Here is a 26,836-nt window from a genome sequence, read left to right on the forward strand (position 1 = left end):
GGGAGACTGCGGCGGGGCCGGTCTCGCCGGACCGTCTCAGGCGACGGAGCCGGTGCGGAGCTGGGCGAGGAGACCCTCGACCCTCGCCGTGATCGCGTCGCGAGCCGCACGCATCCCCTCGATGCCGCCCGGCACCGGGTCGGCGATCGCCCAGTCCTCGTACCGGCGGCCGGGCAGCACGGGGCACGCATCGCCGCAGCCCATCGTGATGACGTGGTCGGCGCCGCGCACGAGATCGTCCGTCAGCGGCTTCGGGTACTCCGCGAGCACCGGGATGCCGACCTCGTCGAGCACCTCGGCCACGCCGGAGGCGATGCCCGCACCCGGCTCAGATCCCGCCGTCATGACGGTCACGCGGTCGCCCGCGAGCGCGCGCAGAATCGCGCCAGCCAGCTGCGACCGGCCGGAGTTCTCGACGCAGACGAACAGCACGGAGGGCGTGGCGGCGGAGGCGACGCCCTCGGCGCGCGCGATCGCGGCGAGCCGATCGGCGGCGAACCGGGCCGTCAGTGATGGCAGGAACTGCGTGATCGTCGCGGTCGCGGCGAGCCGCCGGTAGCTGTCGTCGACGACGGCCTGCACGGTCTCGGGCCCGACCATGCCGGCGTAGCGCGCGGCGAGGCGGGCCGAGATGCGCCGCGCGACGTCGGGAACCGGCAGCGACTCGCTCATGCGCCCGGCAGCAGCTCGGCGACGAGGCCCTCGATGCGGCGGCGGATCTCGTCGCGGATCGGCCGCACGGCCTCGAGCCCCAAGCCGGCGGGGTCGTCGAGCTCCCAGTCCTCGTAGCGCTTGCCGGGGAACACGGGGCACACGTCGCCGCAGCCCATCGTGATGACGACGTCGCTCTCCTGCACGGCCTCGGTGGTGAGCACCTTGGGCACGTTGTGAGCGATGTCGATGCCCTCCTCGGCCATCGCCTCGATCGCGACGGGGTTGATCTGGTCCTTCGGCGCCGAGCCCGCCGAGAGCACCTGGACGCGGTCGCCTGCGAGGTGCTGCAGGTAGCCGGCGGCCATCTGGGAGCGGCCGGCGTTGTGCACGCAGACGAAGAGCACGGTGGGGATGCGCGAATCGGTCATGCTCGCAAGCATAGACAGACATCTATGCATTGGCAATCCCGTCCATCGCGCGCGGGGCCGCGCGGCGGGAGGCGCTCAGCCGAGCGTCGCGAGACCGGGCGCTCAGCCGAGACTCGCGAGCAGCTCGCGCACGCGGGCGTCGACGTCGTCGCGGATGCGCCGCACCTCCTCCATCGGCCGCCCCACCGGATCGTCCACCGGCCAGTCGAGATAGCGTCGGCCCGGGTAGACGGGGCATGCGTCGCCGCAGCCCATCGTCACGACGACGTCGGCCGCGCGCACCGCCTCATCGGTGAGCGGCTTCGGGAACTCGCCGCCGAGTGGCACCCCGATCTCGTCGAGCGCCGCGACCACCGAGGCCCGCACGGCGTCGGCGGGCGCCGAACCCGCCGTGCGCACGACCACCCGGTCGCCGGCGAGCTGCCGCAGGATCGCCGCGGCGAGCTGCGAGCGGCCCGCGTTCTGCACGCACACGAAGAGCACCTCGAGCGGACGATCGACGTCGTCGTGCCGCTCGGCGGCCGCGAGGGCCGCCAGCCGCTCGGCGGCGAAGCGCGCCGTGAGCGACGGCAGCCGCTGCGAGATGCCCGCGCGCTCGGCGAGCAGGTCGTAGCTCTCGAGCACGTAGCGCTCGATCGTGCCGCGCGAGAAGACGCCGTCGAACCGCTGCGCGAGGTCGCCGATGATGCGCTGCAGCACCTGGCCGGAGACGCGTGCCGGGGCCGGCACTTCGAGCAGCTCGACGACGCGCTCGCGCTCGAGGCCCGCCACCGCGTACCAGGTGCGGCGCCCGTCACGGGTCGCCTCGACGAGGCCGGCCTCGCGCAGCAGCCGCATGTGGTGCGACACCGTCGGCTGGCGCAGGTTGAGAGCCCGCGCGAGCTCCGTGACCGTGGCGCGCCCGTCAGGGGCGGCGAGCAGGAGCCTGAGCATGGATGCGCGGCTCGGGTCCGCGAGCGCGCGCAGCGCGGCATCCGCCCCCGCCTCGCCGCCCCGCGCACCGGCACTCATAGACGCCAGTCTATCGAGCGTCGTACGCTGAGCCCATGTCCGTCGCCGCCGAGCACGCGCCCGCCCTCGCCTCCGCCTCGACGCCCGCCCTGCCCTTCCGGGCGCTCGTCGAGGCCGCCGGCAGCGCCGTGCTCGCCGCGACCGTCGTCGGCTCCGGCATCATGGCGACGCGCCTCAGCGACGACGTCGGCGTGCAGTTGCTGCTCAACGCCCTGCCGACGGTGCTCGTGCTGTTCGTGCTCATCAGCGCCCTCGGCGGCCTGAGCGGCGCCCACCTCAACCCCGCCGTCACGCTCGTCATGCTCGGCCTGCGGCGCAGCACGGCCGGCGAGGCCGCCGCCTACGTGCCCGCGCAGATCGTCGGATGCCTCGCCGGCACCGCCCTCGCGAACGTCATGTTCGCGCTGCCCGCGATCGAGCTCAGCACGACCGACCGGGCCGAGCCCTCGACGATGCTCGCCGAGGTCGTCGCGACCGCGGGCCTGCTCGCCGTCATCCTGCTGTTCGCGCACCAGGGCAAGGAGGCCCTCATCGCGCCCGCGGTCGCCGGGTGGATCGGCGCCGCCTACGTCTTCACGAGCTCGACCAGCTTCGCCAACCCGGCGATCACGATCGGCCGCATCGCCACCGACACCTTCTCGGGCATCGCCCCCGAGAGCGCCGCGGGCTACATCGTGGCGCAGCTGCTCGCGGCCGCCCTCGTGCTCGGAGCCGCCCTGGTGGTCCGAGGCGGGCGCCGACCATGAGCGCGCCGACGTCGCGCCGCGTCGAGGGCACCTACTACGCGCTCACCCTCGGCAGCACGCTCGCGGCGTCGTTCATCTGGGGCATCAACACGCTCTTCCTGCTCGATGCGGGGCTGACCAACCTCGAGGCCTTCGCCGCGAACGCGTTCTTCACCGCCGGCATGGTGCTCTTCGAGATCCCCACCGGCGTCGTCGCCGACACCTGGGGGCGCCGCGCCTCGTACCTGCTCGGCACGCTCACGCTCGCGGTCACGACGGCGCTCTACTGGCTCATGTGGGTGTGGCAGGCGCCGTTCTGGGCCTGGGCGCTCGTGTCGGTGCTGCTCGGGCTCGGCTTCACCTTCTTCTCGGGCGCGGTCGACGCCTGGCTCGTCGACGCCCTGCGGGCCACCGGGCACCGGGGCGCCCTCGAGGGGGTCTTCGGGCGCGCGCAGGTGGTCTCCGGCGTGGCGATGCTGACCGGCTCGGTCGCGGGCGGCGTCATCGCCCAGGCCACGAACCTCGGGGTGCCGTTCCTCGTGCGGGCCGGCGTGCTCGTGGCGATGCTCGTCATCGCCGCCGTGCTCATGCGCGACCTCGGGTTCACGCCCGTGCGCGGCGCCACCCCCGGCGCGGCCGTGCGCGAGGTCATGCACGCCTCCGTGCGGCACGGCCTGGGCCGGCCGCCGATTCGCTGGGTGATGATCGCGACGCCGTTCACCGCGGGCGTCGGCATCTACGCCTTCTACGCACTGCAGCCCTACCTGCTCGAGCTCGGCGGCGACGACGGCGCCTACGCGCTCGCGGGCCTCGCGGCCGCGATCATCTCGGGCGCCTCGATCGCGGGTGGCGCGCTCGCCCCGCTCGTGCGCCGCCTCGTGCGGCGCCGCACGACGCTGCTGCTCGCCTCGGCGGCGACCTCGGCCGCCGTGCTCGTGGCCTTCTCATTCGTGCAGCAGCTCTGGGTGGCGATCGCGCTGCTCGCCGCCTGGGGCATCGCCTCCTCGATCGGGCAGCCGGCGCAGCGCGCCTACCTCAACGACATGATCCCCTCGCAGCAGCGCGCCACCGTGCTGTCGTTCTACTCGCTGCTCGGCAGCGCGGGCGGCGTCGTCATCCAGCCCGCGCTCGGGCGAGCCGCCGACGTCGGCGGCTACGGGCTCTCGCTGCTCTGGGGTGGCGCGATCTCGGCGCTCGCGCTGCCGTTCCTCGCCCTGAGTCGAGCGCAGCACGACCCCGCCGACACCGCGGTCGCCCCCGGCGAGGCCGCGGCCGGCCCCGACGACGACGCGAGCGACGCGCGCGAGCGCTGACGGGCATCCCCCGTCATCGGCGCGTCCGCGCCTCCTCCGGTCGCTGTCGCGACACGTCGCCCTGGCATGATGTGCGCATGCAGGACGACGACGCGCGCGGCGAGCGGTACCAGGTCGACGGCGGCGTCGGAGGCGACTTCCTCGACGACTGGGACGAGACCACGAGCGTCGACGACGGCACGCTGCCGATTGACCGCTACCTCGACCGCGAGCTGAGCTGGCTGCGCTTCAACCAGCGCGTGCTCGAACTCGCGGAGGATCCGGACGTGCCGCTGCTGGAGCGCGTGAACTTCCTCGCGATCTTCGCCTCCAACCTTGACGAGTTCTTCATGGTGCGCGTCGCGGGTCTCAAGCGGCGCATCGTCACGGGCCTCGCCGTGCCGACCAACACCGGGCGGGCGCCGGCCGACGTGCTCGCCGACATCAACCGCACCGCCCTCGAGCTGCAGCACCGGCACGCCCTCTGCTACCACTCGCTCGTCAAGCCGGCGCTCGACGAGGCGGGCATCCACATCGAGTCGTGGGCCGACCTGGACGAGGCCGACCGGGCGCAGGTCGATCAGACGTTCTCGCGGCAGATCTTCCCCGTGCTCATGCCGCTCGCGGTCGACCCCGCGCACCCCTTCCCCTACATCTCGGGGCTGTCGCTCAACCTCTCGGTGCGCGTGCGCAACCCGAAGACCGAGAAGGTGGAGTTCGCGCGCCTCAAGGTGCCGCAGGTGCTGCCCCGCTTCGTGCCGCTTCCCGACGACGGCAGCGGGCGGATGCGCTTCCTCACGCTCGAGGACCTCATCTCGAACCACCTCGGCGAGCTGTTCCCCGGCATGGAGATCCTCGAGCACCACGAGTTCCGCGTCACCCGCAACGAAGACGTCGAGATCGAGGAGGACGAGACCGAGAACCTCATCCAGGCCCTCGAGCGCGAGCTGCTGCGGCGGCGCTTCGGGCCGCCCATCCGCCTCGAGATCACCGACGACATGGACGAGGTGACGCTCGGGCTGCTCGTGCGCGAGCTCGGCATCACCGAGCAGGAGGTGTACCGCCTGCCCGCGCCGCTCGACCTCGGCGGCCTGTTCGAGATCTCGAAGCTCGACCGACCGCACCTGAGCTACCCCAAGCACGTGCCCGTGACGCCGCTGCAGCTGCAGCCGGCCGAGCCCAACGGCACCCCCGACCTGTTCCGCGCCATCTCGAGGGCCGACGTGCTCGTGCACCACCCCTACGAGTCGTTCGCGACGAGCGTGCAGGCCTTCCTCGAGCAGGCCGCGCGCGACCCGAACGTGCTCGCCATCAAGCAGACGCTCTACCGCACGAGCGGCGACAGCCCCATCGTCGAGGCGCTCATCGACGCCGCCGAGGCGGGCAAGGCCGTGCTTGCGCTCGTCGAGATCAAGGCGCGCTTCGACGAGCAGAACAACATCGAGTGGGCGCGCAAGCTCGAGAAGGCGGGCGTGCACGTCGTCTACGGGCTCGTCGGGCTCAAGACCCACTGCAAGCTCGCGCTCGTCGTGCGGCAGGAGAAGAACGGCGAACTGAAGTACTACTCGCACGTCGGCACCGGCAACTACAACCCGAAGACCAGCCGCATCTACGAAGACCTCGGGCTGTTCACCGCCGACCCGCAGGTCGGCAAGGACCTCACGCGGCTCTTCAACGAGCTCAGCGGCTACGCGATCGAGAAGAAGTACAAGCGGATGCTCGTGGCCCCGCGCTACCTGCGGCGCGGGCTGCTCCGCGCGATCAGGAACGAGATCGCCGCCGCGAAGGAGGGGCGCGAGTCGGGCATCCGCATCAAGGTGAACTCGCTCGTCGACGAGGCGATCATCGACGCGCTCTACCGGGCGAGCGCCGCCGGCGTGCCGGTCGACATCGTCGTGCGCGGCATCTGCGCGCTCGTGCCGGGGCGCGAGGGGCTCAGCGAGAACATCCGCGTGCGCAGCGTGCTCGGGCGATACCTGGAGCACTCGCGCATCTTCGCCTTCCGCAACGGCGGCGACCCGCAGGTCTGGATCGGCAGCGCCGACATGATGCACCGCAACCTCGACCGCCGCGTCGAGGCCCTCGTGCGCCTCACCGACCCGCTGCACCTCGCGCAGATCGACGCACTGTTCGACCTCGCCATGAGCGACGCGACGACCGCGTGGGCGCTCGGCCCCGACGGCGAATGGCGACGCCGGCACCTCGACGAGAAGGGGCGACCCCTGGCCGACATGCAGAACGTCGTCATGAGCACCGTCGCCTCCCGCCGCCGAGCGAGCGCGGCCCGATGAGCGGCACGACCGCCGGCCCCACCGGCACCGTGCACGCCGCCGGCGCCGTCGTCTGGAAGCTCGTCGACGGCAAGGTGCGCGTGCTGCTCGTGCACCGCACGCAGCACAAGGACGTCACCATCCCCAAGGGCAAGGTCGACCCCGGCGAGACGCTGCCCGAGACCGCCGCGCGCGAGATCGCGGAGGAGACCGGCTTCGCCGTCGACCTCGGCGCCCCGCTCGGCACCGTCGAGTACACGCTGCCGAACGGCCGCCCCAAGGTCGTGCACTACTGGTCGGCCGAGGTCGACCCGGGCGCCGCCGAGCGCCACAGCTACGAGGCCAACGGCGAGATCCTCGCCCTCGAGTGGGTGCCGCTCGCGAAGGCGGCGAAGCACCTCACCTACGAGCACGACGCCGACATCCTCGAGCGCTTCGCCGCGCAGGTCGAGGCCGGCCACGCCCGCACCTTCGCCCTCGTCGTGCTGCGCCACGGCAAGGCGATGCCGCCCGAGCAGTGGGACGGCCCCGACCACACGCGGCCGCTGCTGCACCGCGGCATCGAGCAGTCGGCCTCCGTCGCGCGGGGCATCGCCGCGTACGGCCCCGAGAAGCTCGTCACCTCGACGGCCGCGCGCTGCCTGTCGACGATCGCGCCGACGGCCGCCGTCACGGGCCTCGACATCAGGGTCACGGCATCCCTCAGCCAGGATGCCTACCGCGCGGACGGCGAGGCGGTGCGCCGCGTCGTCGCCAAGCGCCTGGCAAAGCGGCGCACGTCGGTGCTGTGCTCGCACGGCCCCGTGATCCCCCAGATCATCGAGGCGGCCGCCGAGCTCGGCGGCGTCTCGAGCGTCACCCGCGACCTGCGCCGCAGCGCGAGCCTCGGCACGGGCGACTATTCGGTGCTGCACTTCGCGCTCGAGAGCGACCGGCCCTGGCTCGTCGCCGTCGAGACGCACGAAGCGCCCGTCTGACGCCCGCTCGGGGCGCGGCCGACCATGGGGTGGATGCCCAAACCGTCGCCGGTCGTTTACCTTCCGTTCACCCGCTCGGGCGACGGTGGTCACCAGCGCTTCCTAGCGTGAGGCACGCGCGGCCCCCCTTGCGCCGCGGAAACCCGTCACCATCCCCGAAGGGAACACAGTGAACATCACGCGTGCAAGCGGCTTCACCGCTTTCATCGCCGCCAGCGCTCTCGTGCTGACCGGCTGCGCCGCCAACGAGGGCGCGGCCCCCGAGGAGACCGAGGGCGCCGTCGCGCTCGAGGGCACCCTGGTCGGCGCCGGCTCGTCGGCCGTCGGCGCGGCCCAGGAGGTCTGGATCGCCGAGTTCCAGACGATCAACGAGGGCGTGACCGTCAACTACGACCCCACCGGCTCGGGCGCTGGCCGCGAGACCTTCCTCGGCGGCGGCAGCGACTTCGCCGGCACCGACCGCGCGTTCAACGACGAGGAGGTCGCCGCCGGCGGCTTCGCCTCGTGCGCCCCCGACTCGGGCATCGTGCAGCTGCCGCTCTACATCTCGCCGATCGCCGTGATCTTCAACCTCGAGGGCATCGACGAGCTCAACATGAGCGCCGAGGTCATCGCCGGCATCTTCGCCGAGCAGATCACCAACTGGAACGACCCGGCCATCGCCGAGCTGAACGAGGGCGTCGAGCTGCCCGACCTCGCCATCACGCCCGTGCACCGCTCGGACGACTCGGGCACCACCGAGAACTTCACCGACTACCTCGCGCAGGCCGCTCCTGAGGTGTGGACCTACGAGGCCGACGGCGTGTGGCCGCTCGACTCGGGCGAGGCCGCCCAGGGCACCTCGGGCGTCGTCGACGCCGTCACCAACGGCACCGGCACCATCGGCTACGCCGACGCCTCGCGCGCCGGCGAGCTGGGCACCGTCGCCGTGCAGATCGGCGAGGAGTTCGTGCCGTTCTCGCCCGAGGCCGCGGCCGCCGTCGTCGACGCCTCGCCGTTCGTCGAGGGCCGCCCCGACTTCGACCTGAGCATCGAGCTCGACCGCACGCCCGACACCGCGGCGTACCCGATCGTGCTCGTCGCCTACCTCGTCGGCTGCGAGACCTACAACGACGCCGAGCAGGCCGAGCTCGTGAAGGCCTACTTCACCTACATGGCCTCGCCGGAGGGTCAGGCGACCGCCGCTGAGGGCGCCGGCTCGGCCCCGATCTCGGACGCACTGTTCGAGCGCGTGACCGCGGCGATCGAGGTCATCAGCTAGCAGCACCCGTGACGGAAGGCGGGTGCCGGAGCCCATGTTGCTCCGGCACCCGCTGGCCGTCAGACTAGGGCCGCGACCACGTGATCGCGGCCATCGTCGTGAGAAGCCCGCATGACTCCCCTGCCCCAGAAGGAGCTCGACCTATGACCGCCACGGCCACCCCCGCGGCACAGGCCCCGGTCGCGATCGTCGCCAAGCAGCGACTCGGCGACCGACTGTTCTCCGGATCGGCCCTGTACTCGGGCGTCGCGATCCTGCTGATCCTCGCGGCCGTCGCCTTCTTCCTCGTCGGGCAGAGCCTGCCGGCGTTCTTCGCCGACCCGGCCGACCTCAGCGGGTCGCCCGCGAGCATCGTCGACTACATCTGGCCGCTCGTCTTCGGCACGCTCTGGTCGGCCGCACTGGCCCTCGTCATGGCGCTGCCGCTCGCGATCGGCATCGCGCTGTTCATCTCGCACTACGCGCCCCGCCGCCTCGCGCAGGGCCTCGGCTACCTCGTCGACCTGCTCGCCGCGGTGCCGTCGGTCGTCTACGGCCTGTGGGGCATCCTCGTGCTCGCCCCCGCCGTGCAGCCCGGCTACTCGTGGCTCGTCGACACGCTCGGGTTCATCCCGCTCTTCGCCGGCCCCGTCTCCGGCACCGGCCGCACCATCCTCACCGCGGCGATCGTGCTCGGCGTCATGATCCTGCCCGTCATGACCGCCATCTGCCGCGAGATCTTCCTCCAGACGCCCGTGCTGCACGAGGAGGCCGCGCTCGCCCTCGGCGCGACGCGCTGGGAGATGATCCGCATGGCGGTGCTGCCCTTCGGCCGGCCCGGCATCATCTCCGGCGCCATGCTCGGCCTCGGCCGCGCCCTCGGCGAGACGATGGCCGTCGCCATGGTGCTCTCGCCGACCGGCGTCGTCACCTTCGCGCTGCTGCAGTCGACCAACCCCTCGACGATCGCCGCCAACATCGCGCTCAGCTTCCCCGAGGCCTACGGCATCAACGTCAACCTGCTCATCGCGACGGGCCTCGTGCTCTTCCTCATCACGCTCGCGGTCAACTCGATCGCCCGCTACATCGTCAACCGCCGCAAAGACTTCTCAGGAGCGAACTGACCGTGGCCATCGACTCCGCGCGACGCTCGCGCACCGCGAGCGCGCCCACCAACGAGCTCAGTCACGGCCGGCTCGGCCGCGGCGTGCCGTGGATCATCCTCGGCGCGAGCCTCGCGGTCTCCGCCGCGGTCTTCTGGCTCTTCGCCGTCGCGGGCATGACCGACGGCTTCAACGCCATCGGCGCCGGCCTCGTCGGCGTGCTCATCTACCTCGTCATGATCGTCGTCATCAGCCGACAGGTCGAGGGCGGCCGCCAGGCCACCGACCGCTTCGTGACCGCGCTCGTCACCGGCGCGTTCGTCGTCGCGATCATCCCCCTCGTCTCGCTCGTGGCCACCGTCATCGCGAACGGCCTCGCCCGCTTCGACGTCGAGTTCTTCTCCTCCTCGATGCGCAACGTCACCGATGACGGCGGCGGCGCCATCCACGCCGTCGTCGGCACGCTGCTCATGACCGGCACGGCGGCGCTCATCTCGATCCCGGTGGGCCTGCTCACCGCGATCTACCTCGTGGAGTACGGCCGCGGCCCGCTGGCCCGCGCGATCACGTTCTTCGTCGACGTCATGACGGGCATCCCCTCGATCGTCGCCGGCCTGTTCGCCTTCGCCCTCTTCGCGATCTTCTTCGGGCCGGGCGTGCGCATGGGCTTCGCCGGGGCCGTCGCGCTCTCGGTGCTCATGATCCCCGTCGTCGTGCGCTCGTGCGAGGAGATGCTGCGCGTCGTGCCCAACGAGCTGCGCGAGGCCGCCTACGCGCTCGGCGTGCCCAAGTGGCTCACCGTGCTCAAGGTCGTGCTGCCCACCTCGATCGCCGGCATCACCACCGGCATCATGCTCGCCATCGCCCGCGTCATCGGCGAGACCGCCCCGCTGCTCATCGTCGCCGGGTTCACGACGAGCATGAACTACGACCTGTTCAACGACCGCATGCAGTCGCTGCCCGTCTTCGTGTACACCTCGTACGCCAACCAGGGCGTCGACACCCAGGCCTTCCTCGACCGCGCCTGGGCCGGCGCGCTCACGCTCATCCTCATCGTCATGCTGCTCAACCTCGTGGCGCGCCTCGTCGCCCGCATCTTCGCCCCCAAGCTCGGCCGCTGACCCACCGGAATAGGAATCGCACACACGTGTCCAAGCGCATCGAAGTCAACGACCTCAACGTCTACTACGGCAAGTTCAAGGCCGTCGAGGGCGTCAGCATGGTCATCGAGCCCCGCAGCGTCACCGCCTTCATCGGCCCCTCGGGCTGCGGCAAGTCGACGTTCATCCGCACCCTCAACCGCATGCACGAGGTGATCCCCGGCGCCTACGTCGAGGGCGAGGTGCTCGTCGACGGCAACAACCTCTACGGCCCCGGCGTCGACCCCGTGCTCGTGCGCCGCCAGGTCGGCATGGTGTTCCAGCGGCCCAACCCCTTCCCGACGATGTCGATCCGCGACAACGTGCTCGCCGGCGTCACCCTCAACAACCGCCGCATCGCCAAGAGCGACGCCGACGACCTCGTCGAGAAGTCGCTGCGCGGCGCGAACCTCTGGAACGAGGTCAAGGACCGCCTCGACCGCCCCGGCTCCGGCCTCTCCGGCGGTCAGCAGCAGCGCCTGTGCATTGCCCGCGCGATCGCCGTCGAGCCCGAGGTCATCCTCATGGACGAGCCCTGCTCGGCCCTCGACCCCATCTCGACGCTCGCGATCGAGGACCTCATCGAGGAGCTCAAGAGCGAATACACGATCGTCATCGTCACGCACAACATGCAGCAGGCCTCGCGCGTGAGCGACCGCACCGCCTTCTTCAACATCGCCGGCACCGGCCAGCCCGGCAAGCTCATCGAGTACGACGACACGAGCGTCATCTTCTCGAACCCGAGCGTCAAGGCCACCGAGGACTACGTCTCCGGCAAGTTCGGATAGATCGCGCTGCACACGCGAAGGGGCCCCGTGAGCGACTCGCCCGCGGGGCCCCTTCGTCGTTCCTGGCGCTAGGCCTGCGTCGGGATCGCCACGATCGGCTCGGTCGTCGGCGCCGGGCTGCCGCTCGCCGGCTCGACCGTCACGCCGACGATCGTGCCGGCCTCGAAGGCGCCGTCGAGCACCTGCACGACCTCGCCCTCGCCGTCACCGCTCACCGTGAACAGACCGGCCGGGGTCGGCGTGCCGTCGGTGATGTACCAGAGCGCGTAGGCCTCGTCGGCGTCGAGCTCGGGCAGACCCTCGAAGACCATGGCCGAGAGCCCCAGCGACTCGCTACTGACGAGCGTCGCGCTGCCGCCATCGGCGACCGGCGCCGCGACCGTCTGCACGTCGGGCGCCGCCACGATCGCGGCGAGCTGCTGCGCGGCGTCGTCGGGGCCGGGCTGCAGGAGGTTCGCCGTGACCACTCCCCCGAAGAACAGGGCCACCGCGGCCGCCGCCGCCGTGAGCGTCACCACCGGGCGCTGGAACCAGCGCAGGCGGGCGCGCTCGGCCGCCGGCGAGGCGAGCGGAGCATCCGTCGCCGGGGTCGGCAGCGGGGCGAGCGGCGTCACCGGTGCGAGACCGGCGGTCGGCGCGGCCTCCTCGGCCGCGGGTGCGTCGGTGCCGGTCGCGTCGGCGCCGGTCTCGTCGGCGTCGGTCTCGGCCGGGAGCTGCGGCGTCAGCGCGACCTGGGCCATCAGCCGAGCCTTCAGCTCGGCCGACGGCTGCACGGGCGGCAGCGCGAGCGCCAGCTCGGTCGTCACGTCGGCGAACTCGTCGTACGGGAAGTCGTCTCGGGTGTCGTCAGCGCCGGGGCGCGACTCAGAGCGGCTCATGATGCCACCCCCATCTCCTCGCGCAGGCGGATCATGCCGTCGCGCAATCTCGTCTTGACCGTGCCGATCGGCACGCTCAGCATCTCGGCCACCTCGCTGTGCGAGTAGCCGCCGTAGTAGGCCAGCTCGACGGCCTGCCGCTGCAGGTCGGTCAATCGAGACAATGCCTTCTCCACTCGTTCGTGCTCCACGCGGATCTCGACGTTCTCGGCCACGGAGTCGAACTCCCGGTCGAGATCGCGGATGCCCACCCGGGTGTCGCGGTCGCGGCTCGACTGCGCGCTGCGCACGCGGTCGATGGCTCGGCGGTGGGCCATGGTGAGCATCCACGTCACCGCACGACCCTTATTCGGATCGAAGCGCGCCGCGGTTTGCCACACCTCCAGCAGCACCTCCTGTACGACCTCCTCCGACTGCGCGTGGTCCTTCAGCACGTGGCGCACGAGACCCAGCATGCGCGGGGCGATGAGGTCGTACAGGTCGCTGAACGCCCGCTGGTCGCCCGCGGCCACGCGCTGCAGTAGGGCGTTCGCGGCGTCGGGGGCGGTCAGCTCGTCGACCGCGGCCTCGGGATCGGTAGTCACGACGACCAGCATTCCAGGTGGATGCTGATCGCGCGCGGAGCGGACCGGTCGCGTGGCGAGCACCGTCACCCCCGATCACCCCGGGAGCGAGCCCCGCGAAGGGCGAGGAGGGCGAGCGCGGCGGCCGCCGCCACGAGCTGGGCGACGAGGGCCGTCAGCTTCTCCTGGTACCACGCGGGCTCGAAGAGCAGCGGCAGGCCCAGCCCGGTCAGATCGATCGGGACGAGCGACGACACCACGAGCAGGGCGGCGCCGGCGATCGCGAGGGCGGCGGCCAGGGCATCCGCCCAGCGACGCCGCGCCAGCACGACGAGCGCGACCGTCGTGAGGTTCGCCGCGGCCTGCACCCGGAAGAGGTCGCCCTGGCTCAGCAGCGAGCCCACGATCGCGTCGAAGGGCGCCGCGAGCCGCAGATGCACGACCGCGTTGACGATGAGGGCGACGGCGAGCGTCGCGGTGAGCAGCCAGCGACCGATGCGCATGAGCGGGCCTCTCGGGTCGGAGCGGGAACGGGAACGGCCGGCGGAGGAGCCTGGGGGCGCCCTCCGCCGGCCGTGATCACTGCCGGAGCCTCGCGATTACTGCAGCTCGAGGTTCTGCGCGATGCCGCCGGCGAGCGCCGTCGCCGTCATCGGCATGTGGCTCGCGGCCTCCTTGAGCAGGTCGAAGTAGGCCGGGTCGTTCGCGATGTTCGCGTCGATCGCCGCGAGCAGCGTCTGCGCGTGCATCTCGAGCTCGGCCTGCACGGCCTCGGCCGGCAGCTCGGGCACGACCGAGTTGATGAGCTCGCCGAACGACACCGCGTAGGCGCCGAGGTCAGCCACGGCCTGGTCGACACCGGCCTGGTCACCCGTCGCCTTCGCGACCGTGTAGTTCACGAAGAACGGGATGTGCGAGCGCCACGAGTCGAGGAACGGCTGCTCGGCGTCGGGGTAGGCCGAGCCGACGAGCGCCGCGACCTCGACCGAGTTCTCGTCGAGCGCGGCGACCGCGGCCGCCACCTGCTCGGTGGTGAGGTCGCCGCCGTCCTGCAGGGCCTGGTCGATCGCGGCACCGGCGAGGTAGACGTGGTCGGCGAGCAGCGCGGTCAGCTGCGCGCGGAGGTTCGCGCCGTCGCTGTTGACGGTGTCGATGACGGGGGCCTCGGCCTCCTCGCTCATCGTGGGCTCCTCGGCGGTCTCCTCCGAGGCGGCCGAGCAGCCGGTGAGGACGAGCGCGGCGGCGAGGCCGAGGCCGGCGAAAGCAGTGGTGGTGCGCATGGTGTGCTCCTTCGAGGTGTGAGGTGCTGGTGAGTGGTGCTCGGTGTGCGATTGCGGATGGTGCGGTCGCGGAGTCGGGCGCGCCTGACGACGCGGCCCGGGCATCCGTCGCTCAGCCCTCGACGATGACCATGGCGTTCATGGTCAGATGCGGCTCGCAGAAGTACGGGTACTCCCCCGGCTCGTCGAAGGTGAACGAGAAGCTGTCGCCCTCCTCGCCCATGGGGGCGAGCGCGTGGTCGAACAGCCCGTCGGCCGACTGAGAGCCCCGGAGGCCCGTGCTCTCGTTGACGTCGCCCCAGGCACCCGACGTGATCGTGTGCCCGATGGTCTCGCCGTTGCGCCACGTCACCGTGGTGCCGACGGGGACCGTGATCGTCTCGGGCATGAACCGCAGCCCGATCGTGATCACCTCGTTCTCGCCCGGGGTGAGCTGCTCGTCGGACGGCTGCTGCGTGCTCTGCTGCTCTGGAGCGCCCTCGGTCGGCGCCGTGGCGCATCCCGAGAGCACGAGCAGAGCCGCAGGGATCAGCAGCAGGCCGGCGAGCGGTGTGCCCGGGCGGAGGATCCGAGTGGGTGACATGCAAGGGGTTCGGTGGCCGGGCGCGGGCGGATTGCGTCTGCGGGCGGTGTGCGGCGGACTCTCAGGTACGCGGGGCGGGAAGGGCGCGGTGGGGGCTTCCGTTCGGCGGAGCGGGCGGGGTGCGACGCGGCGGGGCGAGGCACGGGGCGCGGCGCGGCGCGGCGGCGGATGCTCGGGCCGGGGGCTGCGGTTGGCGCGAGCGCAGCATCCAGGCGCAGAAGTGCCGGCCCGCAGAACGCCTCTCGGCGCGTGGCCGCTCGAAGCGGCTGAAGTTGGAGCCCGGGGTTACTGCGGACCGGCACTGACGAGTCTAACGGCGGGGTCGGGCGCGGCATTCCGGGGATTGCCAGGGTCCGGGATGCGCTCGATCGGCGCGTGCTCGTTTGCCCATTCGGTACAGCGCCGATGCGATCTGCAGGAGTCTCGACCAGTCATCGGGGCATCTCGTGGGCGGCGCGCTGCAAAGGATGAGGGAACTCCTGCAGATCGCAGGGGCCGGAGCGGGGTGAGCGGGTCGGAGCGCAGCGCGCGGCGTGAGGGGAGCGCGCCCGCGCTCGACGATCTGCGCTGCTTGATGCGCAACTCAGGAGCCGCTGCGGTCACGCAGCGTGAACGCGGGTGTGTGCGGGGCCAGGCCCGCCCGGGTTCCTGCATTGCGCATCGGGCGGCGCCGACGGGAGAGCTCGGGCGCTAGTCGAGGTCGCCGGCCCGCTCGAGGCGCGCGCACGCGGCGAAGTCGCGCGCCGACGAGGTCAGCCGCGCGGCGCGCGTCGTGAGGTCGGCCGCGCGCGCGTCGTCGACGGCGGTGTCGGCGTCGTCGGCGAGGTCGGCGGCGCCGGCCGCCGCGGTGCGGCAGAAGGCAGCGGCGCGCTCGAGCGCGATGGCGAAGTCGCCCACGTAGGCGCCGCGCAGCACCTGGTCGGCGAGGTCGCGGATCTGGTCGGGGCCGGTGGGAGCCTCGGCTCCGGCGACGACGACGTCGGCCGTCTGCAGCACCTCGCTGCCGCGCTGGAAGAGCAGCGCCGTGCCCGCGGGGTCGGCCCGGATGAGCGCGCGCAGCAGCGACAGCCGCCACAGGGCGCCGGGCAGCGAGCGAGCGCCCGCGCGCGACCACAGCTCGGCGAGCGTGTCGAGCCCGTGCTCGTCGGTGTAGGCGACCATGCGCTCGATGAGGTCGGGGTCGTCGCTCGCGCGCACGCGGTGCACGAGCGCGCGGGCGCTGTCGTGCGCGATGCGCAGCGTGACGGCCGGGTCGAGCCCGCCCTCGTAGGCCTCGAAGTGGGCGCTCGGCACGCGCACGGGGCGGTGGTGTCGCTCGGCCATGCGCTCCACGGTACCCGCGGCCGCTGAGCGCCCCTCGACGGGAGCGGCACGACGCGGGGGCTCGAATGACCCGCGGCGAGCATCCGGTCGCCGACGGCGCGCGCGGTAGATTGGAGGCCGCGGGCCTCTAGCTCAGTCGGTAGAGCAGCGGACTTTTAATCCGCGGGTCGTGGGTTCGAGCCCCACGGGGCCCACCCAGCACGACGAGGCGTCAGTCCTCGTCGTCCATCCCGGCACGCGGCCCGGGCATGTCCTCCGTGACGGTGAACTGGCCGATGACGGTCGTGCCGTCGCTCGCGTACACGTCGACGACGCGCTCGCCCGACTCGACGGAACCCGCCACGTTGCGGGCGAGCTCGAGCTCGCTCACGCGCACGTAGCCGAGCGTGCCGTCGTCGGTCGGGGCGGCCAGCAGGTCGGGCACGCTGCTGCCGATCGCGCTGCCGTAGGTCTCGCCGTTCTCGTTGACGGGGAACTCCACCGCGCCGGGGCCCGACCCCGTCGCCGAGGTCTGCGCCGTCGACGCGCCGAACAGGCTGTCGCCGAGGGCGGGGCCGGCGAGCACGACGCCCACGATGGCGCCGACGCCGAGCACGGACGCGATCGCGATTACCGCGGTCTTAGGCATGATTCCCCCTGAGTCGACCTGCGCGCCCCTCCCCCGATGGACGGCGCGCGGCCTCGCGTTCATCCCACCAGACAGCGGCACCTGCGGGTAGACCGCTCGTGCCCCCAGTTCGGGGATCCGCTGTGCTCGCCGCGCCCCGCGACGACCGGCGGCGGATGCCCTACGCGGGCCGGCAGATGCCCCAGCTGCCCGACCACGACTGCCCGGGCTCGAGCCAGCGCAGCCCGAGCCCCGAGTTGAGGGCGTCGGCGGGAGCCGTCATGGGCTCGACCGCGATCGCCGTCTCGGGGCCGTCGGGGCCGGGGAAGATGCGGGTGACGAAGACCTGCAGCCACTCCCACTCGCGCCCCTGCCACAGCTCGGTCTCGGTGCCGTCAGGCGCGGAGAGCACGGTGCGGATGACGCCGTCGCCGTCGGGCTCGACGCGCCAGGCGTCGTCGAGCTGAGCATCCTTGACCGCAACGCCACTCGAGAGGTCGAAGCGGGTGCCGGCGACGGGCTCGAGCCCCTCCGGGTTCAGGCGGTCATCGACGATGACGTGCTCGACGGTGCGGGCAGTGACGGTGAGGCTCTCGACGGGGTGGTCGCCGACGCGGAGGAAGGGGTGCGCGCCGACCGCGAACGGGGCGGCGTGCGTGCCGATGTTGGTCGCCGAGTGCGTGACGCGGATGCCGTTGCCGGTGAGCGCGTACTGCACGGTCGTCCACAGGTGGAAGGGCCAGCCGTGCTGCGGCACGATCGCGGCGCCCAGGGTCACCGAGTCGTCCCACTTCTCGACCACGCGGTAGCTGGTGTTGCGCAGCAGGCCGTGGATGGCGTTGCCGCGCTCGACCTCGGTGATGTCGAGCTGCTGAGGCTTGCCCTCGTGCATCCAGCGCCCGTCGCGCACGCGGTTCGGCCACGGGGCGAGCACGATGCCGTGCCCGAAGGCGGCCGGCTGCTCGCGCGCGAAGCCGTGCACGAGGCGGTGCCCGTCGACGGTGAGGGTGCGCAGCGTCGCGGCGACCTCGGTCACGACGGCTTCGACGGTGCCGTGGGCGCCGTCGTGCCGCAAGAGGAACTGCTCACCGGTGGGGGCTGCGATGCGGGTCACGCTCGCCAGACTAGCCGCGGGCGCGGTCGAGCGGGCGGCCGGGCGGCTCCGGCGCGCGGGTCAGCGGCGACGGGGTGAGACCGCTCTCACTCGCAGCCCCGCCTCGCGCAGCGCCGTGGCATCCCCCTCATCGGCATTCGTGTCGGTGATGAGCTCGTCGATCTCGTCGAGGCCGGCGACGCGGCCCAGGTGCGCCTGGCCGAGCTTCGACGAGTCGGCGACGAGCACGCGCCGCGCGGCGCTCGCGACCATGCGACGCTTCACCTCCGCCTCGGGCAGGTTGACGTTCGTGACCCCGTGCACCGGATGCACGCCCGTCGCGCCCAGAATCGCCAGGTCGGCCCGCACGTCGTCGAGCAGCGTCGTCGCGAGCGGGTTCACGAGCGAGTGCTGCAGCGAGCGCACCGTGCCGCCGGTCACGACGACCGTGAAGCGGGGGATGGCCGGCTCGAGTGCGAGCGCCACCGCGAGCCCGTTCGTCACGACGACGACCTCGCTCAGGTCGGTGCGAGCGACGAGCGCGTGCGCCACCGCGAGGGTGGTGGATCCCACGTCGAGCAGCACGCTCTCACCCGAGCGCACCTCGGCGGCGGCCGCCGCGGCGATCGCCTCCTTCGCGCGCGCGAGCCGCGTGCGCGACTGCTCGAGGCTCGACTCGCGCTCGGCGACGAGCCCCCGCGGCATCGCACCGCCGTGGATGCGCGAGATGCGGCCCTCGGCCTCGAGCGCCGCGAGGTCGGTGCGCACCGTCACCTCGCTCACGCCGAGCTCGCGCGCCAGGTCGGTCACGCGGGCGAACCCGCGCCGCGCGATGGAGGCGGCGGCGCGCTCGCGGCGCAGCGGGGCGGAGTCGGCCACGGGCATCCTCTCTCTCGGTCTCGTCGCCGGATGCGACCGCCGAAGCTTTCGGAAGTCGTCGATATCGAAAGCGTACGCCTTGCGAGTTCGCAAGGCGCGCTTCGTAGCATGGAGCGTGCCCATCACGCAGCGCTCCACGACCCTCGCCGACGGCCGCGAGCTGATCTACTTCGACGACGCCGACACGACGCTCGACCCGCACGCCGAGCGCAGCGTCGACCGCCGCACCCTCGACCCGCGCCCCGAGACGGCCCGGATGCGACAGGACGTGCTCACCGGCGAGTGGGTGTCGATCGCCGCGAACCGGCAGAACCGCGTGTTCCTGCCGCCGGCCGACCAGGATCCGCTCGCGCCGCAGACCGCCGCGAACCCGAGCGAGATCCCGGCGCTGTACGACGTCGCCGTGTTCGAGAACCGCTCGCCGAGCTTCGGGCCCGCCCTCGAGCACCCCGAGGCACCCGCCGGCCTCGACGACCTGCGCACGGTCGGCCTCGAGCGGCAGCGCGCGAGCGTCGGCCGCTGCGAGGTGGTCTGCTTCTCGCCCGAGCACGACGGATCCTTCGGCTCGCAGTCCGTCAGCCGCGCCCGCACCATCATCGAGGCGTGGGCGCAGCGCACCGACGCCCTGTCGCGGATGCCCGGCATCGAGCAGGTCTTCGTCTTCGAGAACCGTGGGCAGGAGATCGGGGTCACCCTCCCCCACCCGCACGGCCAGATCTACGCGTACCCCTTCATCACTCCGCGCACCTCGGCGCTGCTGCGGTCGGTCGACGCGGTCGGCCCCACGCTCTTCGAGCAGATCCTCGAAGCCGAGCAGGCGGGCCCGCGCGTGCTCGCGCAGACCGAGCACTTCACCGCCTTCGTGCCGTTCGCCGCGCGCTGGCCGCTCGAGATCCACCTGCTGCCGCACCGGCACGTGCCCGACCTCGCCGGCCTCACCGACGCCGAGAAGGACGACCTCGCGCCCCTCTACCGCCGCCTGCTGCGCGGCCTCGACGCCGTCTACGACTCGCCGACGCCGTACATCGCCGCGTGGCACCAAGCTCCGGTGCACGAGGGGCGGGATGCCGTGCGCCTGATGCTGCAGGTGACGAGTCCGCGCCGCGCAGCTGACAAGCTGAAGTACCTCGCCGGCTCGGAGGCCGCCATGGGCGCCTTCATCGGCGACGTCACCCCCGAGGCGCAGGCCGAGGTTCTGCGCGCGGCGATCGCGCGCGCCGACGCGGCCGAGCAGGCACCCGCCGGCGGGGCCGACTTGACGCCAGCCGGCGAGGCCGACCAGACACAGAAGGCAGACCGCTCATGAGCTCCGACATCCGCGACGACACCCGCGCCGGCTTCGCCGAGCTGTTCGGCCGCGAGCCCGACGGGCTGTGGTCGGCGCCCGGACGCGTGAACCTCATCGGCGAGCACACCGACTACAACGAGGGCTTCGTGCTGCCGTTCGCGATCGACCGGCGCACCGTCGTCGCGGTCGGGGCGCGGGATGACCGGGTCGTCCGCGTCGCGTCGACGATCGCCGACGAGGTGGTCGAGATCTCGCTCGCCGACCTCACGCCCGACGTGCTGCAGGGCTGGCCGGCCTACCCGCTCGGGGTCGTGTGGGCGCTCAGCGAATATGGCGCCGACCTCTCGGCCGTGCCGGGGCTCGACCTGTTCATCGACTCGGACGTGCCGCTCGGCGCGGGCCTGTCGTCGTCGGCGGCGATCGAGTCGGCCGTCGCGCTCGCCGTCAACGACGTGTGGCGACTGGACCTCGACCGGCCCACGCTTGCCCGCGTGGGGCAGCGCGCCGAGAACGTGGCCGTCGGCGCGCCGACCGGCATCATGGACCAGTCGGCGTCGCTGCTGGGCCGCGCCGACCACGCCGTCTTCCTCGACTGCCGCTCGCTCGACAGCGAGCTCGTGCCGCTCGGGCTCGCCGAGGCCGAGCTGGCGATCCTCGTCATCGACACCGGGGTGAAGCACTCGCACGCCACGGGCGGCTACGGCGAGCGCCGTGCGGCGTGCGAGCGCGGTGCTGCGGCTCTCGGAGCATCCTCGCTGCGCGACGTCACCGTCGCCGATCTGGAGCGGGCCCGCGAGCTGCTCGACGACGTCACCTTCCGACGCGTGCGCCACGTGGTGACCGAGAACCAGCGCGTGCTCGACACGGTCGAGGTGCTGCGGTCGGCGGGCGCGGCGGCGATCGGCGAGCTGCTGGATGCCTCGCACCGCAGCATGCGCGACGACTTCGAGATCTCGGTGCCCGAGCTCGACCTCGCCGTCGAGACCGCCGTGCAGGCCGGAGCCCTCGGCGCCCGCATGACCGGCGGCGGCTTCGGCGGCGCGGCGATCGCGCTCGTGCGGCTCAGCGACCTCTCGCGCGTGCAGGTCGCCGTCGACAACGCGTTCAGCGAGCACGGGTACGGGCAGCCCGACACCTTCGTCGTCGTCGCCTCCGACGGGGCGACGCGCAACTAGGGCGCGCGGTTCGCGCCCTGCGGGGCGGCGCGGGGTCGGCGGCGCGCTGCGCTCGCGCCGGCACGGCCCCCGCTGCGCCGCACCGGCGACGGCGGCACTACTCCTCCGCTGGCCGCCGCAGTGACCCGCCGCACTCACTACCGTTGACGGCACGCACTGCTGCCCGAAGCGCGGTGCATGCCGTGATCAGTAGTGCGTACGACGACACTGATGAGGGCCTGCGGCGTGAGGGTGCCCGCGGCGCGGGCGGTGGGCCTTTCGACAGCCCAGGGCGGGCATCCCGGCTCGACCGGCTCAGCGGTTCGCGAGCACCACGGCGACCACGACGCCGAGGAGCACCGCACCGACGGCTCCGCAGACCGCGAGCGTCGCGCGGTGGTCGTGGCGCGGGCGCTCCACGGCGACGACGGTCGCGATGACGCCGCACACGAGTGTGCCGGTCACCGGCAGCAGCAGCACCGTCCAGCCCGGGGCGCGAGTGGCGACGTCGTCGCCGCTCCACTGCGCGCTGATCTCGCCGGCCAGCAGCGGCCACGTCGCGACCGTGACCACGACGAGCGCGAGGAACGGCACCCAGCACAGCGCAGCGGAGACGAGCAGCATGCCCCGCGACGGCCCAGCCCCGACTTCCGCACTCCCGGTCGAACGAGCATTCCTCTGTTCCCGCGTCACCCTGCCACGCTACGCGAGCAGCGCACCGACCCGCGCTGCTACCCCCAGGTCACCCCGCGGTCGGTCGAGCGCACGAGCGCGTCGCCCGCCCACACCCACCAGGTGTCGCCGCCGACGCTCACCGCGACCTCGCCCGCGAGCGACTCGAGCGCGCCCGAGACGGGCACGCAGCCCGACTCCGCGGCGGTGGCGCCGTCACTGCTCACGATCGCGAGCCCGACTCCCGCGCACGCGGAGCCGCCGAGACGCGCCACGAGCCAGCCGCCCTCGACGGCATCGAGGCTCTGGGCGCCGGCGACGGCCAGCGGCGTCGACCAGGTGGCCCCGGCATCCGCCGTCGTCGCGATCGTGCCGTCAGCGCATAGCACCGCCGCAGCCTCGTCGGAGGCGGTCGCGATCGTCACCGCCGACGCGCAGGGCCCGTCGACGACGTCGGTCGGCGTGCCGATCGACGCGCGGTCGGCGGGGTCGATCCGCCAGGCGGTCGCGATCTCGCCCGGGTACTCCTCGTAGTTGTCGCCGCGCACGTAGGTGCGGATGATGGTCGGCGCGCAGCCATCGGGCGCGGCGCCGACCATCGTGGCGACGTCTGCTCCGGAGGCGATGATGCGAGTGAGCGCGGTGACGCCGGTCGGCCCGGTCGCGTCGGTCGGCAGCCACGTCGCTCCGCCGTCGGTGGTCAGCTCGGGCGCCGCGATCGCAGCGGGGCAGTCACCGGTCGTGGCGCGCCAGGCGGTGCTGCCGTCGACGGCGGTGAGGATGCGCGCCGGCGGCTGCGAGGCGACCGCCTCGACCTCGACGGGGGCGCCCTCCGAGCCCGGCGAGGGTTCGGCCGAGGGCGAGCCGCTCGGCGACCCGCTGGGCGAGCCGGTGGAGACCGGTGACGGGCCCGCGGGCGGAGCATCCGCCTCGACGGCGGTGGGTCGCGCGAGCAGCCAGACGATAAGGATCGCGTCGAGCACGACGAGCGCGCCGACGCCGACGATCACCAGCCATCGGCGACGCGTCGCGGGCGCGCCGTCGAGTGGCGCGCGGAAGTCCATCGCCCCAGAGTATCGGTCAGCAACGCCGAACGGCGGGCCAACCTAGCGCGCGATCGCGAGCCGCTCGGCCGTCTCGCTCAGCAGGCGGTCGGCGACCTTCGGATCGTCGCTCACGCGACCGCCGTACGAGGGCACCATCTTCGTGAGCATCGGTGTCCAGGCCGCGATGCGGTCGGGGAAGCAGCGCTCGATGAGGTCGATCATGATCGGCGCGGCGGTCGAGGCGCCCGGCGAGGCGCCGAGCAGGCCCGCGATCGAGCCGTCGGCCGAGGCGACGACCTCGGTGCCGAACTGCAGCACGCCGCCCTTCTCGGGGTCACGCTTGATGACCTGCACGCGCTGGCCGGCGACCATCTTGTACCAGTCGTCGCCGTCGGCGTTCGGGTAGAACTCGCGCAGTGAGGCCAGGCGGTCGGCGCGGCTCGCGGTGAGCTCGCTGATGAGGTACTTCACGAGGTCGAAGTTGCGCAGGCCGACCTGGATCATCGGCACGATGTTGTGCCAGCGGATCGAGGCGAACAGGTCGAGCCACGACCCCGTCTTGAGGAACTTGGGGCTGAAGCCGGCGTACGGGCCGAACAGCAGCGAGGTCTCGCCGTCGACGACGCGTGTGTCGAGGTGCGGCACCGACATCGGCGGGGCGCCGACGGAGGCCTTGCCGTAGACCTTCGCGAGGTGCTTGGCGACGACCTCGGGGTTGTCGCTGCGCAGCCACTCGCCGCTGATCGGGAAGCCGCCGAAGCCGCGGATCTCGGGGATGCCGCTCTTCTGCAGCAGCGGCAGCGCGTGGCCGCCGGCACCGACGAACACGAAGCGGGCCTCGACCTCGAGGGGCGTGCCGCCGACCTCGTGCCGCATGCCCAGGCGCCACGCGCCGTCGGGCAGCTTCTTGAGCTTGGTCACGCGGTGCTCGGTGAGCAGCTCGGCGCCGCCGGCGACGAGGCCGTCGATGAGCAGGCGGGTGAGGGCGCCGAAGTCGACGTCGGTGCCGGCGGCCATGTAGGTCGCGGCGATCGGCTGGCTCTTCGCCCGGCCCGGGATCAGCAGCGGCGCCCACTGACGGATCTGCCGCACGTCTTCGCTGTACTCCATGCCCGCGAACAGCGGGTGGTCCTTGAGCGCCTCGTAGCGCTTGCGCAGGTAGTCGACGTTGGCCTCGCCCCAGACGACGCTCATGTGCGGCGTCGCGTTGAGGAACGCCTTCGGCTCGGGCAGCAGCCCCTCGCCGACGAGGTACGACCAGAACTGCCGCGACACCTGGAACTGCTCGTTGACCTTCACCGCGTTGGTGATGTCGATCGAGCCGTCGGCCTTCTCGGGCGTGTAGTTGAGCTCGCACAGCGCCGCGTGGCCGGTGCCGGCGTTGTTCCACGGGTTCGAGCTCTCGAGCGCGACATCGCTGAGGCGCTCGTAGATGCGGATCGACCAGGTTGGCTCGAGCTGCTGCAGCAGCGTGCCGAGGGTCGCGCTCATGATGCCGCCGCCGATGAGGGCCACGTCGATGCGTTCAGTCACGATTCACGAGTCTACCGAGCGGTTGCCGGATGCTCGCCGCGGGTCGCCTAGGCTGGCTCGGTGATTCCGCCCCTTCTTCTCGTCGGCGCAGTCGGCGGACTTCTTTCGGGCCTGTTCGGCGTCGGCGGGGGCATCATCATGGTGCCGCTGCTCATGCTGCTGGCGCGGATGGACCAGCGCCGGGCATCCGCCACCTCGCTCGTCGCGATCGCCCCGAGCGCCCTCGTCGGCACGATCGGCTACGGACTGCAGGGCCAGATCGCGTGGGTCGCCGGCGCGCTCATCGCCGTGGGCGCCGTCGTCGGCGCACCGATCGGCGCGAAGCTGCTGCGCGTGCTGCCGATCGTGTGGCTGCGGTGGCTGTTCATCGCGTTCCTGCTGCTGGTGGCGGTGCGCATGATCCTCGTCGAGACGCCGCGCGACGGCTCATTCGAGCTCGGGGTGGGCCCCGTCATCGGCCTCATCGCGCTCGGTCTGTTCATGGGCGTCGCCTCGGGGCTGTTCGGCATCGGCGGCGGCGTCATCGCGGTGCCGGTGCTCATCGCCCTGTTCGGCTTCGGCGACCTGCTGGCGAAGGGCACGTCGCTGCTGGCGATGATCCCGACGGCGCTGTCGGGCTCGATCGCGAACGTGCGGGCGAAGATGGTGTCGGTGCGCGACGGGCTCATCGTCGGCATCGCGGCCTCGGTCGCGTCGTTCGGCGGGGTCGCGCTGGCGTTCATCATCCCGCCGCAGCTCGCCGGCATCCTCTTCGGCGCGCTGCTCATCGTCATCGTCGTGCTGCTGAGCGTACGGGCGATCCGCGCGCAGCGGGCGGCGCGCGACGGCGACGCGGCTTAGAGCTCGGTCGGCAGCTCGACCGGCTGCAGCGTCGGCCGCTTCGGCTGGCGACCGTCGCCCGAGGAGCGCCCGGTGAGGCGCCGGCCGATCCACGGCAGCACGTACTGCCGCCAGTACTCGGCGGTGCGCGGGCGCGCCACGTCGTCGCCGGGGGCGTGCGGCGCGTGCACGGCGGGCGGCACCTCGACGCCGAGGCCGGCGAGCACGTTCGCGGCGACGCGCGCGTGCCCGCGGGCGTTCAGGTGCAGCCGGTCGACCGACCAGTTGTCGAGGGTGGTGAGGCGGGCATCCGACCAGTTGTCGACGAAGGCGATGTCGGTGCGGGCCAGCCGCTCGCGCACGGCGACCGCGAGGGCGTCGCCGCGCGCCTTGATGAGGGGGCCGAGCGGCAGGTGACGGGTCGGGTCGGCTCCGCTGACGAGCGCGACGCGGATGCCCGCCGCCGTCGCCCGCTCGGCCGCCGCCACGAGGCGGTCGGCCGTCGATGCCACCGACACCTTCGGGCGCATGATGTCGTTGCCCCCGCCGTTGATGGTGAGCAGCTCGGGTCGCAGCGCGATGGCCGGGTCGAGCTGCTCGGCGACGATCGGGCCGAGCAGCCGGCCCCGGATGGCGAAGTTGGCGTACCCGAAGCCCGAGCCGCCCGCGGCGGCGTGCGCGGCCGCGAGCCCGAGCGCGACGAGGTCGGCCCAGCCGCGCGGCGTGCCGTCGGGCAGCTCGTCGCCCATGCCCTCGGTGAAGCTGTCGCCGATCGCGGCGTAGCTGCCGACGATCACAGGCCGAGCCGTTCGAGCTCGGAATCCATGCGCTCGGCGATCGCGGCGTAGCCCTCGTCGTTCGGATGCAGGCCGTCGGAAGCCATCCAGTCGGGGCGGCCCTCGATCCAGCGCGAGGCGCCGGCGATGAACGGCGCCCCGATGCGCTCGGCCTGCTCGCGCTGCCAGCCGATGATGACCTCGACCGATTCGGGTCGCTCGTCGGTGTACCAGAATGGCTCGACGACGATGAAGCGCGCCTCGGGCAGCCCCGCGACGAGCCGGTCGAGGTCGGCGGTCATCGCCTCGCGGATCTCCTCACCCGCCCGCGCGTACGCGAAGTTGTCGTTGAGCCCCATCGTGATGATGACGATGTCGGGCTGCTGCTCGATGATCAGCGACGGAACGTCGCCGTCGCCGACGAAGGGGCGATTGCGCACGTAGCCGAGCCCGTTGACGCTCGGGTTGAACTCGCGCCAGCCGCGGTCGGCGGCGATGATGCTCGACCACCGCTTCGAGGGGTCACTGGCCCCGGTGCCGAGCGTGTACGAGTCGCCGTAGAAGGCGACGAGCGGCCCGTCGCCGCCGGCCGGTGCCGAGGATGCGGGCGCCGCCCCGCCCGCGGGCGCGGCGCACCCGACGAGCGGGGCGACCGCGATCGCGGCGAGGGTCGTGAGCAGGTGGCGACGGCGGGTGCTGGGCATCCCTCGACGGT

At 72.6% G+C, this 26,836-nt stretch carries 28 protein-coding genes and 1 tRNA gene; 12 read left to right on the top strand and 17 right to left on the bottom strand.

Annotated elements, in window-relative coordinates; translation table 11 throughout:
• Positions 1–36: 36 nt before the first annotated feature.
• The 3 genes from ID804_RS08535 to ID804_RS08545 form a co-directional block, all read right to left on the bottom strand.
• The gene (locus tag ID804_RS08535; protein ID WP_169079461.1) at positions 37–672 is read right to left on the bottom strand and encodes an arsenate-mycothiol transferase ArsC; all 636 of its coding nucleotides are present in this window, start codon (positions 670–672) and stop codon (positions 37–39) included.
• A complete protein-coding gene (locus ID804_RS08540; RefSeq protein WP_169079459.1) occupies positions 669–1,082 on the bottom strand; it encodes an arsenate reductase ArsC in 414 nt (137 codons plus the stop codon). Before ID804_RS08540 ends, ID804_RS08535 begins: the two co-directional genes overlap by 4 nt.
• Positions 1,083–1,184: 102 nt before the next feature.
• Positions 1,185–2,093: a metalloregulator ArsR/SmtB family transcription factor gene (locus tag ID804_RS08545; RefSeq protein ID WP_169079457.1), complete on the bottom strand. Its 909-nt coding sequence runs from the start codon at positions 2,091–2,093 to the stop codon at positions 1,185–1,187.
• A 35-nt stretch (positions 2,094–2,128) separates the two neighbouring features.
• On the opposite strand from ID804_RS08545, the gene ID804_RS08550 reads away from it, so the two are divergent.
• From ID804_RS08550 to pstB, 8 genes are all read left to right on the top strand, one after another.
• A complete protein-coding gene (locus tag ID804_RS08550) occupies positions 2,129–2,839 on the top strand; it encodes an aquaporin (protein WP_169079455.1) in 711 nt (236 codons plus the stop codon).
• Entirely contained in the window at positions 2,836–4,131 is a 1,296-nt protein-coding gene (locus ID804_RS08555) for an MFS transporter (RefSeq protein WP_169079453.1), read from the top strand. Before ID804_RS08550 ends, ID804_RS08555 begins: the two co-directional genes overlap by 4 nt.
• A 77-nt stretch (positions 4,132–4,208) precedes the next feature.
• Entirely contained in the window at positions 4,209–6,401 is a 2,193-nt protein-coding gene (locus ID804_RS08560; protein WP_169079451.1) for an RNA degradosome polyphosphate kinase, read from the top strand.
• On the top strand, positions 6,398–7,357 hold the full coding sequence (locus ID804_RS08565; protein WP_169079449.1) for an NUDIX hydrolase: 960 nt from the start codon (positions 6,398–6,400) through the stop codon (positions 7,355–7,357). The genes ID804_RS08560 and ID804_RS08565 overlap by 4 nt, the downstream gene beginning before the upstream one ends.
• Positions 7,358–7,526: 169 nt before the next feature.
• On the top strand, positions 7,527–8,618 hold the full coding sequence (locus ID804_RS08570; protein ID WP_317451232.1) for a phosphate ABC transporter substrate-binding protein PstS: 1,092 nt from the start codon (positions 7,527–7,529) through the stop codon (positions 8,616–8,618).
• Positions 8,619–8,761: 143 nt separating this feature from the next.
• On the top strand, positions 8,762–9,721 hold the full coding sequence (pstC, locus tag ID804_RS08575) for a phosphate ABC transporter permease subunit PstC (protein ID WP_169079447.1): 960 nt from the start codon (positions 8,762–8,764) through the stop codon (positions 9,719–9,721).
• 2 nt (positions 9,722–9,723) lie between these two features.
• On the top strand, positions 9,724–10,821 hold the full coding sequence (gene pstA, locus ID804_RS08580) for a phosphate ABC transporter permease PstA (RefSeq protein WP_188219184.1): 1,098 nt from the start codon (positions 9,724–9,726) through the stop codon (positions 10,819–10,821).
• Positions 10,822–10,847: 26 nt separating this feature from the next.
• Positions 10,848–11,627 carry a phosphate ABC transporter ATP-binding protein PstB gene (gene pstB, locus ID804_RS08585; RefSeq protein WP_169079445.1) on the top strand — a complete coding sequence of 260 codons (780 nt, stop codon included), beginning with the start codon at positions 10,848–10,850 and terminating at the stop codon, positions 11,625–11,627.
• 68 nt (positions 11,628–11,695) lie between these two features.
• Here the strand turns inward: pstB and ID804_RS08590 are convergent, their stop codons facing one another.
• From ID804_RS08590 to ID804_RS08615, 6 genes are all read right to left on the bottom strand, one after another.
• A complete protein-coding gene (locus ID804_RS08590; protein WP_169079443.1) occupies positions 11,696–12,505 on the bottom strand; it encodes an anti-sigma factor in 810 nt (269 codons plus the stop codon).
• Complete coding sequence (gene sigK / locus ID804_RS08595) at positions 12,502–13,101, bottom strand: ECF RNA polymerase sigma factor SigK (RefSeq protein ID WP_169079441.1); 600 nt, start codon at positions 13,099–13,101, stop codon at positions 12,502–12,504. The genes ID804_RS08590 and sigK overlap by 4 nt, the downstream gene beginning before the upstream one ends.
• A 53-nt stretch (positions 13,102–13,154) precedes the next feature.
• The gene (locus tag ID804_RS08600) at positions 13,155–13,571 is read right to left on the bottom strand and encodes a hypothetical protein (RefSeq protein ID WP_169079439.1); all 417 of its coding nucleotides are present in this window, start codon (positions 13,569–13,571) and stop codon (positions 13,155–13,157) included.
• A gap of 96 nt (positions 13,572–13,667) precedes the next feature.
• On the bottom strand, positions 13,668–14,348 hold the full coding sequence (locus tag ID804_RS08605; RefSeq protein ID WP_169079437.1) for a hypothetical protein: 681 nt from the start codon (positions 14,346–14,348) through the stop codon (positions 13,668–13,670).
• 112 nt (positions 14,349–14,460) lie between these two features.
• Entirely contained in the window at positions 14,461–14,931 is a 471-nt protein-coding gene (locus ID804_RS08610; protein WP_169079435.1) for a cupredoxin domain-containing protein, read from the bottom strand.
• A 690-nt stretch (positions 14,932–15,621) separates the two neighbouring features.
• The gene (locus tag ID804_RS08615) at positions 15,622–16,254 is read right to left on the bottom strand and encodes a DNA-directed RNA polymerase subunit beta (RefSeq protein WP_169079433.1); all 633 of its coding nucleotides are present in this window, start codon (positions 16,252–16,254) and stop codon (positions 15,622–15,624) included.
• A gap of 121 nt (positions 16,255–16,375) precedes the next feature.
• Between ID804_RS08615 and ID804_RS08620 the strand changes: the two genes are divergently transcribed.
• Positions 16,376–16,448: transfer RNA gene (locus ID804_RS08620), tRNA-Lys, on the top strand.
• Between the two features lie 17 nt (positions 16,449–16,465).
• On the opposite strand, the gene ID804_RS08625 is transcribed toward ID804_RS08620, so the two are convergent.
• The 3 genes from ID804_RS08625 to ID804_RS08635 form a co-directional block, all read right to left on the bottom strand.
• Positions 16,466–16,882, bottom strand: a complete 417-nt coding sequence (locus ID804_RS08625; RefSeq protein ID WP_211161155.1) for a hypothetical protein — start codon at positions 16,880–16,882, stop codon at positions 16,466–16,468.
• A 160-nt stretch (positions 16,883–17,042) separates the two neighbouring features.
• Positions 17,043–17,975 (bottom strand): aldose 1-epimerase family protein, encoded by a 933-nt coding sequence (locus tag ID804_RS08630; protein ID WP_211161154.1) that lies wholly within the window; start codon positions 17,973–17,975, stop codon positions 17,043–17,045.
• Between the two features lie 60 nt (positions 17,976–18,035).
• Positions 18,036–18,839: a DeoR/GlpR family DNA-binding transcription regulator gene (locus ID804_RS08635; RefSeq protein WP_169079431.1), complete on the bottom strand. Its 804-nt coding sequence runs from the start codon at positions 18,837–18,839 to the stop codon at positions 18,036–18,038.
• Between the two features lie 115 nt (positions 18,840–18,954).
• On the opposite strand from ID804_RS08635, the gene galT reads away from it, so the two are divergent.
• Entirely contained in the window at positions 18,955–20,139 is a 1,185-nt protein-coding gene (galT, locus tag ID804_RS08640) for a galactose-1-phosphate uridylyltransferase (RefSeq protein ID WP_317451264.1), read from the top strand.
• Positions 20,136–21,296, top strand: coding sequence for a galactokinase (galK, locus tag ID804_RS08645; RefSeq protein ID WP_169079428.1), 1,161 nt, complete (start codon positions 20,136–20,138; stop codon positions 21,294–21,296). The genes galT and galK overlap by 4 nt, the downstream gene beginning before the upstream one ends.
• Before the next feature lie 294 nt (positions 21,297–21,590).
• Here the strand turns inward: galK and ID804_RS08650 are convergent, their stop codons facing one another.
• The 3 genes from ID804_RS08650 to ID804_RS08660 all read right to left on the bottom strand — a co-directional run bounded on the left by ID804_RS08650 (position 21,591) and on the right by ID804_RS08660 (position 24,526).
• Positions 21,591–21,899, bottom strand: coding sequence for a hypothetical protein (locus tag ID804_RS08650; RefSeq protein WP_169079426.1), 309 nt, complete (start codon positions 21,897–21,899; stop codon positions 21,591–21,593).
• Between the two features lie 107 nt (positions 21,900–22,006).
• Entirely contained in the window at positions 22,007–23,011 is a 1,005-nt protein-coding gene (locus ID804_RS08655; protein WP_169079424.1) for a hypothetical protein, read from the bottom strand.
• Between the two features lie 42 nt (positions 23,012–23,053).
• Entirely contained in the window at positions 23,054–24,526 is a 1,473-nt protein-coding gene (locus tag ID804_RS08660) for a malate:quinone oxidoreductase (RefSeq protein ID WP_169079422.1), read from the bottom strand.
• Positions 24,527–24,586: 60 nt separating this feature from the next.
• Between ID804_RS08660 and ID804_RS12415 the strand changes: the two genes are divergently transcribed.
• Entirely contained in the window at positions 24,587–25,366 is a 780-nt protein-coding gene (locus tag ID804_RS12415; protein ID WP_317451234.1) for a sulfite exporter TauE/SafE family protein, read from the top strand.
• Here the strand turns inward: ID804_RS12415 and ID804_RS08670 are convergent.
• Together ID804_RS08670 and ID804_RS08675 are read right to left on the bottom strand one after the other, a co-directional pair.
• Positions 25,363–26,142: an SGNH/GDSL hydrolase family protein gene (locus ID804_RS08670; protein WP_317451235.1), complete on the bottom strand. Its 780-nt coding sequence runs from the start codon at positions 26,140–26,142 to the stop codon at positions 25,363–25,365. The genes ID804_RS12415 and ID804_RS08670 overlap by 4 nt on opposite strands.
• On the bottom strand, positions 26,139–26,825 hold the full coding sequence (locus ID804_RS08675) for an SGNH/GDSL hydrolase family protein (protein ID WP_169079420.1): 687 nt from the start codon (positions 26,823–26,825) through the stop codon (positions 26,139–26,141). The genes ID804_RS08670 and ID804_RS08675 overlap by 4 nt, the downstream gene beginning before the upstream one ends.
• Positions 26,826–26,836 lie beyond the last annotated feature (11 nt).

This window comes from Microcella alkalica (genome assembly GCF_014595885.1).
GTDB classification, from domain to species: Bacteria; Actinomycetota; Actinomycetes; order Actinomycetales; family Microbacteriaceae; genus Microcella; species Microcella alkaliphila_B.

Excerpts from the sequence above, each read along its gene's own strand:
- ID804_RS08550 (WP_169079455.1), top strand. The coding sequence starts at position 2,129 with ATGTCCGTCGCCGCCGAGCACGCGCCCGCCCTCGCCTCCGCCTCGACG.
- ID804_RS08675 (WP_169079420.1), bottom strand. The coding sequence starts at position 26,825 with ATGCCCAGCACCCGCCGTCGCCACCTGCTCACGACCCTCGCCGCGATC.
- ID804_RS08605 (WP_169079437.1), bottom strand. The coding sequence starts at position 14,348 with ATGCGCACCACCACTGCTTTCGCCGGCCTCGGCCTCGCCGCCGCGCTC.
- pstC (WP_169079447.1), top strand. The coding sequence starts at position 8,762 with ATGACCGCCACGGCCACCCCCGCGGCACAGGCCCCGGTCGCGATCGTC.
- ID804_RS08635 (WP_169079431.1), bottom strand. The coding sequence starts at position 18,839 with ATGCCCGTGGCCGACTCCGCCCCGCTGCGCCGCGAGCGCGCCGCCGCC.
- ID804_RS08610 (WP_169079435.1), bottom strand. The coding sequence starts at position 14,931 with ATGTCACCCACTCGGATCCTCCGCCCGGGCACACCGCTCGCCGGCCTG.
- ID804_RS08615 (WP_169079433.1), bottom strand. The coding sequence starts at position 16,254 with ATGGCCGAGCGACACCACCGCCCCGTGCGCGTGCCGAGCGCCCACTTC.
- galK (WP_169079428.1), top strand. The coding sequence starts at position 20,136 with ATGAGCTCCGACATCCGCGACGACACCCGCGCCGGCTTCGCCGAGCTG.
- ID804_RS08540 (WP_169079459.1), bottom strand. The coding sequence starts at position 1,082 with ATGACCGATTCGCGCATCCCCACCGTGCTCTTCGTCTGCGTGCACAAC.
- ID804_RS08625 (WP_211161155.1), bottom strand. The coding sequence starts at position 16,882 with ATGCCTAAGACCGCGGTAATCGCGATCGCGTCCGTGCTCGGCGTCGGC.
- ID804_RS08555 (WP_169079453.1), top strand. The coding sequence starts at position 2,836 with ATGAGCGCGCCGACGTCGCGCCGCGTCGAGGGCACCTACTACGCGCTC.
- ID804_RS08600 (WP_169079439.1), bottom strand. The coding sequence starts at position 13,571 with ATGCGCATCGGTCGCTGGCTGCTCACCGCGACGCTCGCCGTCGCCCTC.
- ID804_RS08590 (WP_169079443.1), bottom strand. The coding sequence starts at position 12,505 with ATGAGCCGCTCTGAGTCGCGCCCCGGCGCTGACGACACCCGAGACGAC.
- ID804_RS08545 (WP_169079457.1), bottom strand. The coding sequence starts at position 2,093 with ATGAGTGCCGGTGCGCGGGGCGGCGAGGCGGGGGCGGATGCCGCGCTG.
- ID804_RS08655 (WP_169079424.1), bottom strand. The coding sequence starts at position 23,011 with ATGGACTTCCGCGCGCCACTCGACGGCGCGCCCGCGACGCGTCGCCGA.
- ID804_RS08565 (WP_169079449.1), top strand. The coding sequence starts at position 6,398 with ATGAGCGGCACGACCGCCGGCCCCACCGGCACCGTGCACGCCGCCGGC.
- ID804_RS08560 (WP_169079451.1), top strand. The coding sequence starts at position 4,209 with ATGCAGGACGACGACGCGCGCGGCGAGCGGTACCAGGTCGACGGCGGC.
- ID804_RS08535 (WP_169079461.1), bottom strand. The coding sequence starts at position 672 with ATGAGCGAGTCGCTGCCGGTTCCCGACGTCGCGCGGCGCATCTCGGCC.
- ID804_RS08650 (WP_169079426.1), bottom strand. The coding sequence starts at position 21,899 with ATGCTGCTCGTCTCCGCTGCGCTGTGCTGGGTGCCGTTCCTCGCGCTC.
- sigK (WP_169079441.1), bottom strand. The coding sequence starts at position 13,101 with ATGCTGGTCGTCGTGACTACCGATCCCGAGGCCGCGGTCGACGAGCTG.